At 73.8% G+C, this 17,375-nt stretch carries 13 protein-coding genes; 6 read left to right on the top strand and 7 right to left on the bottom strand.

What is annotated here, in order from left to right; translation table 11 throughout:
- Positions 1–75: 75 nt before the first annotated feature.
- Entirely contained in the window at positions 76–1,719 is a 1,644-nt protein-coding gene (locus ACZ56E_RS39815) for a hypothetical protein (protein ID WP_471221869.1), read from the bottom strand.
- Positions 1,720–1,756: 37 nt separating this feature from the next.
- Positions 1,757–1,951: a hypothetical protein gene (locus ACZ56E_RS39810; protein ID WP_362994889.1), complete on the bottom strand. Its 195-nt coding sequence runs from the start codon at positions 1,949–1,951 to the stop codon at positions 1,757–1,759.
- Between the two features lie 301 nt (positions 1,952–2,252).
- On the opposite strand from ACZ56E_RS39810, the gene ACZ56E_RS39805 reads away from it, so the two are divergent.
- Both ACZ56E_RS39805 and ACZ56E_RS39800 read left to right on the top strand, forming a co-directional pair.
- Positions 2,253–2,645, top strand: coding sequence for an ankyrin repeat domain-containing protein (locus ACZ56E_RS39805; protein ID WP_468613009.1), 393 nt, complete (start codon positions 2,253–2,255; stop codon positions 2,643–2,645).
- A gap of 300 nt (positions 2,646–2,945) precedes the next feature.
- Entirely contained in the window at positions 2,946–4,364 is a 1,419-nt protein-coding gene (locus ACZ56E_RS39800) for a HEAT repeat domain-containing protein (RefSeq protein ID WP_468613010.1), read from the top strand.
- 47 nt (positions 4,365–4,411) lie between these two features.
- Here the strand turns inward: ACZ56E_RS39800 and ACZ56E_RS39795 are convergent, their stop codons facing one another.
- From ACZ56E_RS39795 to ACZ56E_RS39775, 5 genes are all read right to left on the bottom strand, one after another.
- Entirely contained in the window at positions 4,412–5,287 is an 876-nt protein-coding gene (locus ACZ56E_RS39795) for a 5-oxoprolinase subunit C family protein (RefSeq protein ID WP_471221868.1), read from the bottom strand.
- Positions 5,284–5,937 carry a 5-oxoprolinase subunit B family protein gene (locus ACZ56E_RS39790; RefSeq protein ID WP_471221867.1) on the bottom strand — a complete coding sequence of 218 codons (654 nt, stop codon included), beginning with the start codon at positions 5,935–5,937 and terminating at the stop codon, positions 5,284–5,286. Before ACZ56E_RS39790 ends, ACZ56E_RS39795 begins: the two co-directional genes overlap by 4 nt.
- Positions 5,934–6,698: a LamB/YcsF family protein gene (locus tag ACZ56E_RS39785; protein ID WP_471221866.1), complete on the bottom strand. Its 765-nt coding sequence runs from the start codon at positions 6,696–6,698 to the stop codon at positions 5,934–5,936. Before ACZ56E_RS39785 ends, ACZ56E_RS39790 begins: the two co-directional genes overlap by 4 nt.
- 81 nt (positions 6,699–6,779) lie before the next feature.
- The gene (locus ACZ56E_RS39780) at positions 6,780–7,571 is read right to left on the bottom strand and encodes a putative hydro-lyase (RefSeq protein ID WP_471221865.1); all 792 of its coding nucleotides are present in this window, start codon (positions 7,569–7,571) and stop codon (positions 6,780–6,782) included.
- Positions 7,568–8,869, bottom strand: coding sequence for an MFS transporter (locus ACZ56E_RS39775; RefSeq protein WP_471221864.1), 1,302 nt, complete (start codon positions 8,867–8,869; stop codon positions 7,568–7,570). Before ACZ56E_RS39775 ends, ACZ56E_RS39780 begins: the two co-directional genes overlap by 4 nt.
- Before the next feature lie 150 nt (positions 8,870–9,019).
- On the opposite strand from ACZ56E_RS39775, the gene ACZ56E_RS39770 reads away from it, so the two are divergent.
- The 4 genes from ACZ56E_RS39770 (at position 9,020) to ACZ56E_RS39755 (ending at position 17,370) form a co-directional block, all read left to right on the top strand.
- A complete protein-coding gene (locus ACZ56E_RS39770) occupies positions 9,020–9,715 on the top strand; it encodes a GntR family transcriptional regulator (protein WP_471221863.1) in 696 nt (231 codons plus the stop codon).
- 147 nt (positions 9,716–9,862) lie between these two features.
- A complete protein-coding gene (locus ACZ56E_RS39765; RefSeq protein WP_471221862.1) occupies positions 9,863–11,389 on the top strand; it encodes a hypothetical protein in 1,527 nt (508 codons plus the stop codon).
- A 369-nt stretch (positions 11,390–11,758) separates the two neighbouring features.
- Complete coding sequence (locus ACZ56E_RS39760) at positions 11,759–12,652, top strand: hypothetical protein (protein ID WP_471221861.1); 894 nt, start codon at positions 11,759–11,761, stop codon at positions 12,650–12,652.
- A gap of 65 nt (positions 12,653–12,717) precedes the next feature.
- Positions 12,718–17,370: a coiled-coil domain-containing protein gene (locus ACZ56E_RS39755; RefSeq protein WP_471221860.1), complete on the top strand. Its 4,653-nt coding sequence runs from the start codon at positions 12,718–12,720 to the stop codon at positions 17,368–17,370.
- Positions 17,371–17,375: the final 5 nt, after the last annotated feature.

Here is a 17,375-nt window from a genome sequence, read left to right as displayed (position 1 = left end):
TCTGGAGGCCCCCCTTCTGGATGCCCTCTCTCTGGATGCCCCCCCCTTCTGGGATCCCGCTTTCTGGATGGCCCTCTACGTAGTGAGCTCCTGGCGGGGGACCGGCTGTGCCTCTGCGGCCTCGGGGGCAGGGGGGAGGGCGGGTGCGGGTGCGGGTGCGGGTGCGGCTGGCGGGGCGGGGTCCGGGGCGGCGTCCGCCTCGTCCGGCGGGGTGCTGCGCTCCGGCAGCAGCTCCATGACCGCCCGCCGGTGCGCCTCGCTGGTCGCGTCGTCGTACGGGTCCGGGGTTGCGGGCACCTGGAGGCGGTGCACCTGCCCGGTGCCGAGCCGGGCGTAGCCACGGCCGGGCGGGACGTCCGACGTGGGTGTCGTGTGGGGCGGCGCCCCGAGGACGTCCTCCAGCTGGTCGGGCGTGGCGTAGCCGAGCACCACGCGCGCGCGGGTGTGCTGGTGCACGGCGTCGCTCAGCGCGTCCAGGCTGTCCAGTTGGTCCGCCACCACGACCGTCACGTTGGCCGCCCTGCCGTGCCGCAGGGGGACCTGCAGCAGCGACTGGGGGTCCGTGCGCCCGTCGGCCGCCGCGAGGTGGCCGAGCGCGCTCGGGTGGTCGAGGAGGATCCACAGGGGGCGCTTGGTGTCCTCCGGCGGCGGGTGGCCCGCCTGCCGGGCGCGGTTGGCGGCGATGAGCCTGCGCTCGGTCTCGTGCGCCGCCCATTCGAGGCTCGCGAGCGCTCCGGAGAGCCCGCACTCGATGCCGAGGACACCGTCGCGGCCGGTCAGACAGGCGTAGTCACCGGTGCCGCTGCCTTCGACGACGAGGACGTCGCCGTACTGGAGCGCCTGGAGGGCGATCGAGCGCAGCAGGGTCGTCGTGCCGCTGCCCGGCTGGCCCGCGACCAGGAGGTGGGGCTCCGTGGAGCGGATGCCGGTGCGCCACACGACGGGGGGCACGTCGCGCTGTCCCTCGCCCTCGGCCAGCGGCAGGGTGCGCTGGACGCCGGTCTCGTCCGTGAAGCCGAGGACGGTCTCCCCGGGGGCGGTGACGAAGCGCTGGGCGGCGATGTCGGTGGGCAGCGGGGGCAGCACCGTGACGACGAGCTGGTTGGCCTCCTCGTCCCACGCGAAGTGGTACTCACGGCCGCGGCCCGCCTTGGCGTGCAGCAACTGCTCGATCCGCGCGCGGGACTCGGCCTCGCCGTCCGTGAAGTACGCGGGGTAGTGCACGACGAGCCGGGAGATCCGCCCGGTGCCGTCGAACTCGTACTCGGGGAAGGCCTTGTCCCATTCGCCGCCGTGCGCGAAGAGCGGGGCAGGGTCCTCGGGGACCGAGAAGTACGGGACGAGCGCTTCGTAGAAGGACTGCAGCCGCTGCACCTGCGCCTCGTCCGGGCCGGTGGGCGCCGGCGGGGTCCGCTCGCGGCCCGTCCAGGCGGAGGCCGCCATCAAGGAGATGAGGGCGAGCAGCGGCCCGTAGGGGACGAGCGCCACGACCAGGACCACGGAGGCCACCAGGAACAGCAGCGGCCCCCGCTTGTCCTTCGGTGTGTCGGCCCACTTGCGCCGCCCGGCACCGGCCAGTCGGCGCAGTCCACGGGTGATCGTGATCAGCGGATGGAGTACATCGGTGGCGCTGTCGGCCGCCGACCGTGCCAGCTCCCGGCTCCGGGCGATGGATGCGGTGCCGTTGCTCAGAATGCGGGGCAGTGGGCGCCTGGCCACGTCAGTCTCCTGAAGGTGCGTGCGGACAGCGGGGACGTCAGAACTTGATCCCGCCGAGGAGGCTCGCCAGGCTCGCGCTGCCGGCCTTGATGCTCGGGGCGATGGCGGTGCCCGCCAGGAAGAAGCCGAAGAGGGCGCAGACCAGTGCGTGGGACGCCTTCAGTCCGTCCTTGCGGAAGAAGAGGAAGACGATGATGCCGAGCAGCACGACGCCCGAGATGGAAAGGATCATGACGGTTCTCCTGGTTTCGTGGGGACAGTCACCATGAGTTCTTCCAGGTTCACAGCATGTATCCATGCGATTAAAGGTGCAAATGGGTGGTTTTTCCGGGATTTCCCCTGAATGGCGGAGCCCGGTCGGGCCGTACGGGAACGGGTCCTGACGGGCTCCCGCTCTCGCCGTGATCTTTGCCTCGGGCAGGCCGGGTCATGTGCCCGCGGGGGCAGTACCCTGTCGATTCACTCGTACGGCTGCACATGCAGGCGCACTCGGAGAGTTCAGAGACCAGAGAGCCAGAAAGGCGGACGCCCCCATGAGCGAAGTTCCCGACCCCGAGGTCGTGGAGCTGGCGACCAAGATCTTCGATCTGGCCCGCCAGGGGGATGCCGCGGCGCTCGCCGCCTATGTGGAGGCGGGCGTCCCGGCGAACCTCACGAACGACAGCGGCGACACGCTCGTCATGCTGGCCGCCTACCACGGCCACGCCGAGGCGGTCCGGACCCTCGTGGAGCGCGGCGCCGACACCAACCGTGCCAACGACCGGGGGCAGACGCCGCTCGCCGGGGCCGTCTTCAAGGGCGAGGAGGCGGTGATCCGGGCCCTTCTGGACGGAGGCGCGGATCCGGCCGCGGGAACTCCGTCGGCTGTCGACACTGCTCGCATGTTCGGGAAGGCGGAACTGCTTCAGCTGTTCGGGGCCGCCTGAGCGGGGTACCTGACCAGCAACAACGGGGGCGCTGGAAATGTGGTCGCGGCGGAGCTTACCGCCGGGTCATCATGACGACGTGATTCACGGACGCGACGGCGGGGCAGTTGGTGCCGCACCGCGTGGTCCGTGAGCGGCCCGCCCCCGGACCTCCCGTCCGGGACCCCTGGGCCATGGATGAGAGGCAGAGGAAGATGGTCTTCGACAAGCAAGAGACGGCGGGCGGCCCGACGTGTTGGCGCACGGCCAGGTAATGCGTGATTCCCGGTTGCGTCGACGCTTGATGTGAGGCTGTTTCCCATGTTCGATCCGGTCATAGCGCCCAGCGGTACGCTGCTCGGCCTGCTGCAGAGGGGCCGCGGCGACGGCACCCTGCACGCGCTCACCGCCCCACGATCCGAGGCGCTCGCCGCCCTCGACCACTGCGTGCTGAACGATCCCCGCCACGACTGGCAGGTGGAGAACCGTTCGCTGTACTACGCCCGGCTCTACCTCGACCTGCACGGCGGGCTCGGTGAGATCGAGCGCCACCTCTTCGACGCCGAGGACGTCCTGAACACGGACGACTCGCGCACAGGACTCGCCCTGGCCGTGCTCGGGCACCTCGCCTCGTACGGCAGGCAGGACGCCCTCGAACTCCTCCGGAGGTACGCGGCGGCCGGCTCCAACTGGGCCTGGGCCCTCGACGAGCTGGCGCTGCGGGACGACGACGCGGGCCTGCGCGCCCTCGCGGCCCCCGTGCTCGCCAGATTCGCCCCCGACGCCGAGGGCGAGGCCGATCTGTCCGCCGCCGTCCGCGACGCCTATGAACCGCGGCCCTGGCGCCTCTGGGAGGAGGACCCCCGCCCGGACATCGGCGCCCGCGTGCGCGCCGCGCGGGAACAGGGCTCCTTCGACCGCTGGCAGCGCCAGATGCGGCCCTCGGGACCACGCCCCGAGTGGAGCGTCCGGGCCATCTTCGACTGGGCACAGGAAGGCCTGGAGCGGGGCTCCGTGCTCTACGTCCCCGCGGCCCGCTGCCTGGCCGCCGTCGCCGGGCCCGAGGACCGGCCCGAGATCATCGAGGCCGCCCGCGAAGGATCCGACGGCGCGCGCGGCACCGCCCTGCGCTATCTGGCCGACGCCCACGACCCCGCGGTGTTCGACCTCATCGAGTACGCGGCGGAAAGCCCCTCCCAGGTCGTCGTGGACGCCGCGACCGGCGCCTTCGAACGGATGCGGAACGTCGCCGCCGTCGAGCGCGCCCGACGCTGGGCCTACCGCCCCGACGACCTGGGCGCCGCCGCCGGGCGGATGCTCGCCTGCCGAGGCGGCGCGCAGGACAGCAAGCCGGTCCTCGCCGCACTGCGCGAGGCGGTCCGCGGCGAGGGCCCGGACGCCCCCACCCTATGGACCCTCGTCGACGGCGCGGGACGCCTCGGCATCGCCTGTGCCGCCCCCGTGCTGAGGCACGTCTACAGAGAGACCGCCTCCTCCCACCTCCGCGGCCGCGCCGCCCGCGCGCTCGCCGCCACCGATCCCACCTTCGCGGCCGGCTTCGCCGTCGAGTGCCTGTGGGACTGCGAGGAGTCCACCCGTGAAGTCGCCGCGCGGCACGCCGAGACCGGTGACGCCCGCGTGGTCAACAGACTCCGGAGGCTCGCCTCGGACCCCGCCGAGGAGGACGACGTACAGACCGCGGTACGGAGCAGGATCGGGCCTGACGCGCCCGCGCTGTAGAACGCCCGCGACGGGGAACGCCCGCGCTGCGGAACCGGGGCGCCGGGTCAGCACCGGCCCCGGCCGACCGGGACGAAACGCACCGGCGTGCCCGGCCGCGCCTGGGCCGCCGCGGCGAGGTCGGCCTCCCGCACGACCGCGACCACCGGGTAGCCCCCGGTGGTCGGATGGTCGGCGAGAAAGACGACAGGCCTGCCGTCCGGCGGCACCTGGATGGCGCCGAGCACCATGCCCTCGCTGGGCAGTTCGCCCTGGAGCGCCCGCTCCAGGGCAGGGCCCTCGGTGCGCAGACCGATGCGGTTGCTCGCCGACGACACCCGGTACGCGCGCGTGGTGAGCGTGCTCAGTGCCGCGGGCGTGCACCAGTCGGCGCGCGGCCCGGACGTCACCCGCAGCACCAGCTCTTGGGGCGGTGCGGGCTGCGGGACGGTGTCCACGCGTGCGTACGAAGTGACGGGGCGCCCCAGCGGCAACACGGTCCCGTCCGCGAGCGGGGGCGGACCGAGTCCGGAGAGCAGGTCGGTGGAGCGGCTGCCGAGCACGGGGTCGACGGCCACCCCGCCGTCGAACGCGAGATAGCAACGTACTCCGGAGACGGCGGTTCCGACGTCGAGGAGTGCCCCGGCGGGCACCCGCACCGGCGCTCCCCAGGGCGCGGGCCGGCCGTCCACGGTCACCGGGCACGGCGCACCGCCGACGGCGACCGTCACGGGCCGGCGCGGGCGCACGGCACAGCCGGTGAGGGTGGTCTCCAGGACGGCGGCCTCCGGCGCGTTGCCCACCAGGCGGTTGACCAGGCGGGCCGCGGGCGGATCGAGGGCTCCGGAGCGTGGCACCCCGAGATGGGCGTGCCCGGGACGTCCGAGGTCCTGCACGGTGGTCAGCGCCCCGGCCCGTACGACGGACATGGCACGGTCGGTCATCGCGCCCCCGCCGCCGCGGCGGTCGACGACCCCGCAGGCGGGCCGAACGGCACGAAGCGGACCCGTACGCCGGGGGAGAGCAGCGCGGCGGGCACGCGCGCGTGGTCCCACAGCACGGCGTCCGTGGAGCCGATCAGTTGCCAGCCGCCGGGCGACGCGCGGGGATAGACGCCTGTGTACGGGCCGGCCAGCGCGACGCTGCCCCGGGGCACGGAGGTGCGGGGCGTGGCCCGGCGCGGCACTTCGTAGCGCCCGGGCAGTCCGGTCAGATAGCCGAAGCCGGGTGCGAACCCGCAGAAGGCGACGCGGAATTCGGCGGCCGAGTGGATCCGCGCCACCTCGGCGACGGGCACCCCCCAGTGCGCCGCCACGTCCGCGAGATCCGGTCCGTCGTAGCGCACCGGGATCTCCAGGAGGGCCCCCGCGCGCGCGGGCAGCGGCGGAATCTCCCAGCCGGGCAGCTCCGCCCCGAGACGGCCGGGTTCGTCGAGGCCGTCGAGGAGCACCGTGCGGGCCGCGGGGACGATCTCCCGTACCCGCAAGGAGCCCGACGCGCGACGGCGCAGCAGCTCGGCGTGGAGGGCCTGGGCCGCGGTGCCGTCGGCGAGTTCGACGAGCAGGGCCCGGTCACCGACCGGCAGGACTCTCACGCGAAGGCCTCCACCCGCACGCCCGCGGACTCCAGCTCCGCCCTCACCCGGCGCGCCAGGCCCGCCGCCCCCGGAGTGTCGCCGTGCAGGCACAGGGAACGCGCACGGACCGCGATCTCGCGGCCCCCCTGGGACGTGACGACGCCCAGGCGGGCCATACCGACCGACCGGGCGACGACGGTGTCCTCCTCAGTGATGACCGCTCCTTCACTGGTGCGGGGCACCAGAGTGCCCTCGTCGGTGTAGGCGCGGTCCGCGAACGCCTCGGTCACGGTCGGCAGGCCGGCCCCTTCCGCCGTCTCCAGGAGACGTGATCCGGGCAGCCCCAGGAGCGGCAGCGAGTCATCCGCGAGGAGTACGCCGTCGACGACCGCGCGAGCCTGGTACGCGTCGTGGACGACGCGGTTGTAGAGCGCGCCGTGCGGCTTCACGTACGACACGCGCGTGCCCGCCGCGCGCGCGAACACCTGCAAGGCGCCGATCTGGTACGCCACTTCGGCCGCCAGCTCGTCGGCGGGTACGTCCATGGCGCGCCGCCCGAACCCCGCCAGGTCGCGGTACGAGACCTGGGCGCCGATCCGCACGCCGCGCTCGGCGGCGCGGACGCAGACCCGGCGCATGGTGACCGCGTCCCCGGCGTGGAAGCCGCAGGCCACGTTGGCACTGGTGACGACGGACAGCAGCTCCTCGTCGTCGGTGAGGCGCCAGCGGCCGAAGCCCTCGCCGAGGTCCGCGTTCAGATCGATCAGGGCCGTGCTCATCCTCGTGGCTCTCCCGTGCTCTAGAAGCCCGTGTTCTGGAAGGCTGCTGTCCGTATACCCGAAACCCGCTGTCCGCGACGGTCAGACCACGCGGTACTGCTCGTCCCTGGCGTCGGTGATGAACATCCGGCCCGGCGCGTGCGTGATCGCGAAGGGCGGCCTGGAGGCCATCACGGCGGCCTGCGGGGTCACCCCGCACGCCCAGAACACCGGTATGTCGTCCGGTTCGGTGGTCACCGCGTCGCCGAAGTCGGGGCGGTCCAGGTGCTCGATGCCGAGGCCGCCGGGGTCCCCGCAGTGCACCGGACTGCCGTGCACCGCGGGCATCAGGGCGCTCTCCCTGATGGCGTCGGCCAGCCGCCGCGGCGGCACGGGACGCATCGACACCACCATGGGGCCGTGCAGGCGCCCTGCGGGGCGGCAGGGGCGTGCGGTCACGTACATCGGGACGTTGCGGCCCTGCTCGATGTGGCGCAGCGGCACACCGGCGTCGGCGAGCGCCCACTCGAAGGTGAAGCTGCAGCCGATGAGGAAGGTCACCAGGTCGTCGCGCCAGCGGCCGACGACGTCCGTGGGCTCCTCGGTCAACTCGCCGTGCTCCCAGACCCGGTAGAGCGGCAGGTCGGTACGGAGGTCGGCGCCCGGGGCGAGCGGGGTGACCCAGGAGCCCGCGTCCGTGACGTCGAGGACCGGGCAGGGCTTCGGGTTGCGCTGGCAGAACAGCAGCATCTCGTACGCCCAGTCGGCGGGGACGGAGATGAGGTTGGCCTGGGTGAAGCCCGCGGCCCAGCCGGCGGTGGGGCTCGACTCGCCCGAGCGGAACGCCGCGCGGGCCTCCTTGGCGCTGCGGATGACGCGCGTGTCGCCGTTCACAGGAGCTCCCTTCCACGCGTCTCGGGGAGGCCGAGCAGCGCGACGACGGCGAGGCCGTAGCCCACCGCTCCGAAGACCAGCGCTCCGCCGACGCCCCAGCTGTCGGCGAGGAAGCCGACCATGGTGGGGAAGACGGCGCCGACCGCACGCCCTGTGTTGTACGTGAAGCCCTGCCCCGTACCGCGCACGGCGGCCGGATAGAGCTCGCTGAGGAACGAACCGAAGCCGCTGAAGATCGCCGACATGCAGAAGCCCAGCGGGAAACCGAGTACAAGGAGAAGGCCGTTGGCGCCGTCGGGGATGTTCGTGTAGGCGAGGATGCTGGCCGCGGAGAGGAACGCGAAGAGCGTGATGTTCCGTTTCCGGCCGAGCTTGTCGGTCAGATAGCCGCCGGTCAGATAGCCGGCGAAGGCGCCGGAGATCAGGAAGGTCAGATAGCCGCCGGTGCCGACGACGGTGAGGCCCCGGTCGCTCTTCAGATAGGTGGGCACCCAGGTGGCCAGCGTGTAGTAGCCGCCCTGCACGCCCGTGGACAGGAGCACCGCGAAGCACGTGGTGCGCAGCAGTCCCGGCTTGAAAATGGCCGTGAACGACCCCTTGTCGGTGCTCCTGCGCCGCTCCTCGGCGGCCTCGGGGGCGTCGTGCACGTTGCGGCGGACGTAGATCACGAGCAGCGCGGGCAGGGCGCCGGTCCAGAACATCACACGCCAGGCGACGTCGTCGTCCAGGAACTGGAACACCAGGGTGTAGACGATCACCGCGAGTCCCCAGCCCACGGCCCACGAGCTCTGGATCGCGCCCAGGGTGCGGCCGCGGTGCTTGGCGGTGGTGTACTCGGCGACGAGGATCGCGCCGACCGCCCACTCGCCGCCGAAACCGAGCCCCTGGAGAGCGCGGAAAACCAGCAGGGTCTCGTAGTTGGGGGCGAAACCGCAGGCGACGGTGAAGACCGCGTACGTGATGACCGTGATCATCAGCGCCTTGACGCGGCCGATCCGGTCGGCGATCACACCCGCGACGGCGCCGCCCACGGCGGAGACGACCAGCGTGACGGTGGTGAAGAGCCCGGTCTGGCCGCTGTCGAGGCCGAAGTACGCGGCGAGCGCCACCATGCTCAGCGGCAGTGTGAAGTAGTCGTACGAGTCGAGGGCGTAGCCCCCGAAGGCGCCTCCGAAGGCGCGGCGGCCGCGCGGGCCGAGCGCGCGCAACCAGCCGAACGCGCCATTGTCGTCGGGGAGTTCCTCCTTGTCGGAGCGTATGGCGGCCGTGGCCGTGCCGGGTGGTGGGGTCGTGCTCATGGGCACCTCGCAGAAGAGGGACGGAGGGTGCTGGAGCGTGCGGTCCTTCGGTGCGCTCGAAGGGAGCGGTGCCCGACAAGGTAGAGGATCGTTGAACGATCCCTCAATACCCATGTTGTTTCGTTCTGCTGTCTGCGATTGAATCCGGGCATGGCGGAGGGGATGACCGACGTGAACGGACTGGCCGACGACCGCGCGCTCCTGGGGCGCACCAGCACGGCCGAGCGAGTCTCCGACATCCTCAGGAGCCGCATCGCCGCGGGCTTCTTCCCACCCGGAACCCGGCTCTCCGAGGACAGCATCGGCAGCGCGCTCGGCGTCTCCCGCAACACCCTGCGAGAAGCGTTCCGGCTGCTCACCCACGAGCGGCTGTTGGAGCACCAGCTCAACCGCGGCGTTTTCGTACGCGTGCTGACCGATGAGGACGTAGCGGACATCTACCGCACCCGCTCGCTCGTCGAATGCGCCGTCGTACGCGGACTCGGTGAGCCGCCGTACGCCGTGGACGGGCTCGCCGACGCCGTGGCGGACGGCCTGCGGGCCGCGCGCGCGGGCGACTGGAAAGGCGTCTCCACCGCCAACATCGACTTCCACCGGGAACTCGTCGCCCTCGCCGGCAGTGCGAGGACCGACGAGCTGATGCGCAGCGTCTTCGCCGAACTCCGCCTGGCCTTCCACGTGATGGGCGACCCCCAGCGGCTCCACGAGCCGTACATCGCACGCAACCGGCAGATCCTGGAAGCGCTCCAGGAAGGCCGTCGTGACGACGCCGAGACGCTGCTCGCCGAGTACCTCGACGACTCGCGCCGACGGCTCGGCGACGCGTACGGGCGGCGCGACACTTAGGGTGAGCGGGGTGTGCGCGGCCGACGGTGACGGCGTGGGCGGGGTGTGCGCGGCCGACGGTGAACGGGGTGGGCGGGGCCATGACTGAGCGCTGCCGGGTCTGCGCCGTTTCGACCGTTGTCAGACCGAGGACCTAGTCTGTGCACCGTGACTTCGCCTGCCGTTACGGACACTGCTCCGCCCCAGCTCAGCGCGGGGCCGCGGCCCGCTCCGGGCCCGGCCGCCGACGAGGGCCTGGCGCGCCGCCTGCGCGCCCTCGCCTGCACGGCTCCGCTGCACGACCTCGACGTGCGCAAGGCCAACCTCGCGGGCGAGTACTCGGTGTACGCGATGGCGGAAGTGGCCCTCTCCGCCATCGACCTCGTCACGCTGAACATGGACTTCGACACCGGCGCCGACCACGAGCAGATCGTCGCCAGGCTGCTCCCGCGCGTCGCCGCCCAGGCCCCGCGCCGCCCGGCCGCCGAGCACGAGCGCGTGGCCCGCTGGGTCCTGGAGAATCTGATCAACGTCGGGAGCGTCGACCGCGGCTTCCGCGCCGTGTACGGCACTTTCGCCCCTGACGGGACATATGTCCGCAGGGACTACGACTTCAAGCTCCTCGAAGAGGTGTCCGGCTACGGCGGCGGTGTCTACCTCCGCACGACCGACGAAGCGGTCAACGTCCTGGTGGGAGCCCTGGACACCGACGTCACCAGCGCCCAGATCGCCGCCGAGGTGAAGCTGGAGGTCCTCATCAGCCGCGGCAGGCTCGCCGACGCCCAGCTCGCCGCCGAGCAGGCCCGCTACCGCACCGTGCAGTACTCGGAAACCCTGCGCAAGGCCCTCGACGCCACCCGGCGCAACGTCCGCGCGGTGGACTGGCTCCGCGCCGTCCCCGACATGATCGCGGAGGCGCTCGACCACGTCGCCGACCGCTACCGCCACGAGAACGCCATCCTGACCAACATCCGCAAGGCCCGCGACGAGTCCGAGGACCCCGAGCAGAAGCGCCGCGCCGCCGAGCTGGTCGACATCGTCAAGGACTGCATCCGCCGCCACACCCAGCTGCAGTCCCGCCTCCTGGAGGCCGGCCCGCTGTTCCGTGCCGAGCAGGACAGGCAGGCCTTCGCCACCCCCACCGCCCGCGCGGGCCTCGACCTGTACGGTCAGTTGGTCGCCCCCCTCCTGCCGCTCCCGGCGGAGCAGGCGAGCCGCGTGACGGACGCCTTCTTCGCGCGCGGCACCGGATTGCGCACCCCGGTGTCCGTCCGCGTCGGCGACCTCGTCGACATACTGCTGACGCCGCCCATGGAGCGCGAGCACCTCGGCGCGGAGATGCCCGAGCCCGACCTCATCGCCACCCCGGACGACAGCCGCTTCAGCGAGGAGCAGCTCTCCAGTGCCATGGAGCTGCTCGACCTGCCCGCCGACGCGCCGCGACGGCTCTCCGGCCTCCTCGCCGACGCGCGTCGCCGCGATCCCGAACTGCCCTACCTCGTCGCCCTGCTGGCCGTCCACGCGGCCAGCCCGCCCGTCGGCACCGCCTACCGCCAGGGCGAGGAGAAGCTCCTCTTCGCCGTGGACGACGGCACCGAACTGGACGACGAGGAGTTCGGCGGCGCCGACCTCATCGTCGGCACCGCCCTCCTGGACGCCGCGGGCATGGCGGCCGCCCGGACGGAGGCGGCCTGACCATGACCACCACTCGCGTCCACCGCCCCGGGCCCGGCATACGGCACCCGGAACTGGCGCCCCGCATCGAACGCCGCATGCGGCACGCCGAACTGGTGCCTGGCCCCGGACCCGGCATGCGCCAAACGGAGCTTGCGCCCCGCCCCGGACCGGCATGCGGCGCCCGGGACTTGCGTCGTGCCCCGGACCGCGCGTGCGGCACGCCGATCGCGCGCTTGCCCCCGGATCCGGCGCGCGGCACCCCCACCGCACACACCACCCGTACTCCGCACCCCGCCCCGAACACACGCCCCACCCCCACCGCGCACCCAACCCCGACCACGCACCCCACCCCCACTTCCCACCCCACCCCCACAAGGAGCACACGCCGTGACCGAGCACCCCGCTGAGCACGCCGCGTGGGGCGAGCCGGAACTCACGGCGGCGCCCGCGGTCCCCGCGGCCGTCACCCCGGCCGACGCCGCCGATGCCGCGCGGCTCGTCGCCTTCGGGCTTCAGCCCAAGCTCCAGCCCGCCCGCGACCAGGAGTACGCCGAACTGCTCCGGCGCTACCGCGAGGACCCGCCCTTCGCGAGGCTCGCCGACGCCGTCGCCACCGGACTCGGGCTCGTCGTCCTGGAGGTCTCCCCGCGCGCGGGGATGGCCGTGACCGCCGCCGAGGACTCCGTCTTCGCCGTCCGCATGGGCGACTACGCCCGCCGCGCGGCGACGGACGCCTCCGACCGCTTCCTGCACGGCCTCGCCCATCTCGCCGTCGCCGCCATGGCGTTCCCGCGCCCCGAAGACCTCGCCGACGACGGCTACATCGGCCGCGTCACGGTCAACGGCGTCGACGCGTTCGTACGACAGGCCTGTCGGCGCCTGGAGGAGCGCGCCGAGGAGCACGGCGAGAACACCGACCCCGCCACCGACGCCCCTGGCCTCGAAGCCGCCTGGCGGATCTGGGCGCGCCGCAGCTCGACCGGCGCCACCAAGGACGCCCGCCGCCTCGCCGGTTCCACCACCGGCATCATCGGCAAGGCCGTCGCCTTCCTCACCGACTCCGGCTTCCTCCAGCGCACGGGAGACGACTCCGGAGGGACGTACCGCACCACGGCCCGCTACCAGCTCCAGGTCCGCGACATGGCGGGCAGCGCGGCCATGGCGGAGCTCCTCGAGCTCGGTGTCGTGCCGGTCACGGACGGCTCGGCGACGCTCCTGCCTCCCGAGGACACCGACGACCTGGAGCTGGCCGCCGACGCGGGGCTGCCCTTCCACTCCTGAGCCCCGCCGCCCCGCCCCCTTAACTTCCTGCCGTTCCGCACGACTTACGACGAGAGTCCGCCGCCATGTACGAGCTGTCCCGGATCCGCCTCTACTCCATCGGTCCGGCCGGTGCGCGCTACGCCGACACCGTGCTCGACCTGCGCGGAGTCGGCGCAGAGGTGCCCGACCCCGCGCCCGCCCAGGCGGAGTTCTTCGAGGACGAGCCGGTCGGCCCCCCGCGCCGCCCCGCGCCCGCGGGCGTGCTCTTCCTGGAGAACGGCGGCGGCAAGTCCGTCCTGCTCAAGCTGATCTTCTCGGTGATGCTGCCGGGCCACAGGAACACCCTTGGCGGCGCCAGCTCCGGCGTGCTGCGCAAGTTCCTGCTCGCCGACGACTGCGGTCACGTCGCCCTGGAGTGGCAGCACACCCTCACCGGCGAGTGCGTGGTCGTCGGCAAGGTCAGCGAATGGCGCGGGCGGCAGGTCTCCAACGACCCGCGGAAGTTCGCCGAGGCCTGGTACTCCTTCCGGCCCGGGCCCGGCATGAGCCTGGACTCGCTGCCCGTCGCCGAGTCCACCGCCGTACGTGCGTCGGTGGAGGGCGCTTCGGGCGCCCAGGGGCGGCGGCGCACCATGAAGGGCTTCCGCGACGCGCTGACCGAGGCCGGCAAGGCGTACCCGCACCTCGAAGTGCACTGGGAAGAGATCCACGACCGCTGGAACGAACACCTCGGCGACCTCGGCCTCGACCCCGAACTCTTCCGCTACCAGCGCGAGATGAACGCCGACGAAGGCGAGGCCGCCGGCCTCTTCGCCGTCAAGAAGGACTCCGACTTCACCGACCTGCTGCTGCGCGCCGTCACCGACACGCGCGACACGGACGGCCTCGCCGACCTCGTCCACGGCTTCGGCAACAAACTCGGCCGCCGCGCCGAACTCATGGCCGAACGGGACTTCACCGCCGGCTCCGTCGACCTCCTCGGCCGCATCGTCGACGCCGCCGACACCCGGGCACGCGCGCGTGACGTGCACGCGGGCGCCGAGCGCCGCACCCGGACGCTGGCGCGCAGGCTCGCCGCGCGCGCCACCGAGGAGCGGGGCCGCGCCGCCGAACTGGCCGAGCAGGTCACCGCGGCCGCCCACACCGTCACCGAGGCCGAGCGGGCCCGCGGCAAGAGCGCCCTGATCTCCGCCGAGCTGGCCTACCGGCACGCCTCCCTGGCGCTCACCGTCGCCGAGAAGGCCGCCGCCGCCCAGCGCCGCGAGCTCGCCGACGCGCGCACCCTGCACGCCGCCTGGCAGGCCGCCGAAGCCGTCCTGCGGCACCGCGCGGCCGCCGACCGCTCCGCGCGCGTGGCCGTCGCGATCCGCGAGGCCGAGCGCGACGCGGCACCCGCGCTCGCCGCCCGCGCCAAGGCCGCGTCCGACCTCGTCCGCGCCCTGCACACCGCCGCCGAAGGCGCGGAGAACGTCGCGAACGAAGAAGAGGAGCGCTCCGCCGGCCTCCAGGAGACCGGCGAGACCGCGCACCGCGACGCCACCGCCGCCGCAACCGAGGCCCAGCGCGCCCGCAGCGAGGCGGGCCACCTGAAGCAGCGCCTCGCCGAGGTCGAGCAGGAGACCGCCGAGGCCGTCCGCGCGGGCTGGCTCGACGACACCGCCCCCGACGCCGACCCGGCCCGCGCCGCCCTCGCCGCGAGCGACGCCGAGAAGACCACCGTCGCCGCCTGGGACACCGCCCGAGAGGCCGCTCGCCGCGCCGCCGACCACGCCAAGGAGACCGCCGCCGCGGAGGCCCGGGCCGAGCTGACCGCCGCCCGCGCCTCGGACGCCGCGGCCGCCGCCGAGGCCGCCCACGACGCGGAGCGCCGCGCCGCCGAGTCCATCGCTCGGGACCCCCGGCTCGCCGAGCTGCTGAGCCTGCCGACCGGGGCCACCGCGGTGCCGCAGCCCCGCCGCGGAGCCGATCAGGCCGCCACCGACACGGAAACCCACACCGACGGCGCCCTCTCCGTAGAGGAGCTCGACCGTTCCGCGGACGACCTGAAGGCCCTCCTCGAAGAAGGCGTCGCCTCCGCCGAGCGACAGCTGTTCGAGCTGCGCACCGCGGCCGCCGACGACTCCCGCATCCTCGGCGCCCTCGGCGACGGCGGCCTGCTGCCGCCCGGCCCCGACGTCCTCGCCACCGTCGAGTTCCTCGGCGAGCACGGCATCCCCGCACTGCCCGGCTGGCGCTATCTCGCCCAGGCCGTCGACCCCGCCGACCACGCGCGCGTGCTCGCCGCCCGGCCCGAGCTGGTCGACGGCGTGGTCATCACCGACCCCGACACCCACGCCCGCGCCCGCGAAGCCCTCGCCGACGCCGCGCTGCTGCCCCGCTCCGCCGTCGCCGTCGGCACCGCCGCCGCCCTCCTCGCCCCCACGCCGAGCGACCAGGCGGCGGACAGCACCGCCGGCAGCGTCTTCCTCGTACCGCCGAACCCGGCCATGCACGACGAGCACGCGGCCGACGAGGAGCGGCAGGCGCTCCGCGCGCGGGCCGCACAGCGGGACGACGAGATCCGGACGCTCGCCGGCCGGCTCGGCAAGGACCGTGAGCTCGCCGCCCGCCTCGCCTCCTGGCGCGCCGGCTGCCCCAGCGGCCGGCTCGCCGAGCTCGCCACCGCGGCCGCCGAGGCGCGCACCTTCGCCGAGGAGGCGGAGGCCGAGCTGACCGAGGCCCGCACCGCGCGCGCCGAGGCCGAAGAGGCCGCGAGCGAGGCGGCACGCGTGCGTGACGAGCGCCAAGAGGCCGCCCAGCGCGCCCGGCGCTCCGCCGACGCCCTCGCGGGCCTCGCCTTCCGGCTCCGCGAGCGGGCCGGCTGGCAGGCCAAGCTGCGCGAACTGGCCGACGACGCCGTCGAGTACGAAGCCCGTGCCCAGACCTGTCTGGACCGCGCCCGCGCCGCCGACGAGGACCGCCGCGCCGCTCAGCGCGCCGCCGACGACGCCCGCCGCACCGCCCGCGCGCTGCGCGCCGAGCGCGCCGAGATCGCCGGCGCCCCCGAGGACGTACCGGCGGAGAGCGAAGCCCCGAAGGCGTCCCTGCCCGCCCTGCGCGAGGCCTACCGCGCGGCGTCCCAGCTCTACGAGAAGGTGGGCGTCGGCGCCGATCTGCGGGCCGAGCAGGCCCGCGCCGAGAGCGACGAGAGCGCCGCGCTCGCCGAGCTCGACCGGCTCAGCAACAAGGTCCGCACCCGCGCAGCCCTGCTCCTCGAAGGCACCGACGGCTCCGACGGCCCGTCCCGGCAGGCCGCCGCCGCGCGCGCCGAGGCCCAGGTCCAGCTCATCGAGGCCCGCGCGTCCACCGCGAGCGAGCAGCTCGGCCGGCTGCGCGGCGAGGCCGAGCGGCACGCCCCCGAGGACGGCGAAGCCCACACCGAGCTCCCCGAAGAGCTCGTGCCCGGCGACGCCGAGCAGGCCCAGACCCTCCTGCGCACCGCCACCGGCGAGCTGGCCGCGCACACCGAGGCGCTGAGCCGCGCCAAGGAGGCGCACGCCGCCCTGCTCCACACCCACCGCGCCACCGAGGACGCGGCCGGCGGCTTCGACGAGACCGCAGCCCTGCTCCGAGACCTCCTCCGCGAGCACCACGAAGAAGAGACCGAGGAAGCCCCCGAGGCCTACCCCGGCTCTCTGGAAGAAGCCCGCCAGGCCGCCGCGGAGGCCCGCCGCTCCCTGCGCGGCTGCGCCGCCGACCTGTCGACGGCCGAGTCCGCGGTCCGCGAGGCGAGCGACATCCTCGTACGGCATGCGAACTCGACGCGGTACGAGCAGGTGCGCACCCCCGCCCGCCAGCAGATCCGCGAGCTGCCCGCGTCCGCGCTGCCCGAGCACGCGAAGAAGTGGGCCGACGCCTTCGCGCCCAGGCTCCGCGTCCTCACCGACGAGCTGGAGCAGCTGGAGCGCAACCGCGACAGCATCGTCGACCGCCTGCGCGGCCTCGTCGAGTCCGCGCTCGCCACCCTGCGCTCCGCCCAGCGCCTCTCCCGGCTGCCCGAGGGCCTGGGGGAGTGGTCCGGGCAGGAGTTCCTGCGGGTCCGCTTCGACGAGCCCGACCAGGCCACGCTCGTGGAGCGGCTCGGCGAGGTCATCGACGAGGCCACCCGCGCCGCCGTGAAGAAGAACTCGGACCTGCGCCGCGACGGCATGTCCCTGCTGCTGCGCGGTGTCCAGGCCGCGCTGGAGCCGCGCGGTGTCGCCGTCGAGATCCTCAAGCCGGACGCCGTGCTGCGCGCCGAGCGCGTCCCCGTCGGGCAGATGGGCGACGTGTTCTCCGGCGGCCAGCTGCTGACCGCGGCCATCGCCCTGTACTGCACGATGGCCGCCCTGCGCAGCAACGACCGGGGCCGCGACAAGCATCGGCACGCCGGCACGCTGTTCCTGGACAACCCCATCGGCCGCGCCAACGCGACGTACCTCCTGGAGCTCCAGCGGGCCGTCTCCGACGCGCTCGGCGTGCAGCTGCTCTACACGACCGGACTGTTCGACACGACGGCGCTCGCGGAGTTCCCGCTGGTCATCCGGTTGCGGAACGACGCGGACCTGCGGGCGGGCCTGAAGTACATCAGCGTCGAGGAGCACCTGCGTCCGGGGCTGCCGCAGCAGGACCCCGACGGCGAGACGGTGCACGGGGAGATCACGGCGACGCGGATGTACAAGCGGCCCGCCGCACAGCCGGACCCCGTCACTCCGTAGTGAAC

It is taken from the genome of Streptomyces sp. NPDC039480 (genome assembly GCF_055597165.1).
The sequence above is the reverse complement of the archived record's forward strand: the minus strand, read 5'-3'. Positions and strand labels throughout refer to the sequence as shown.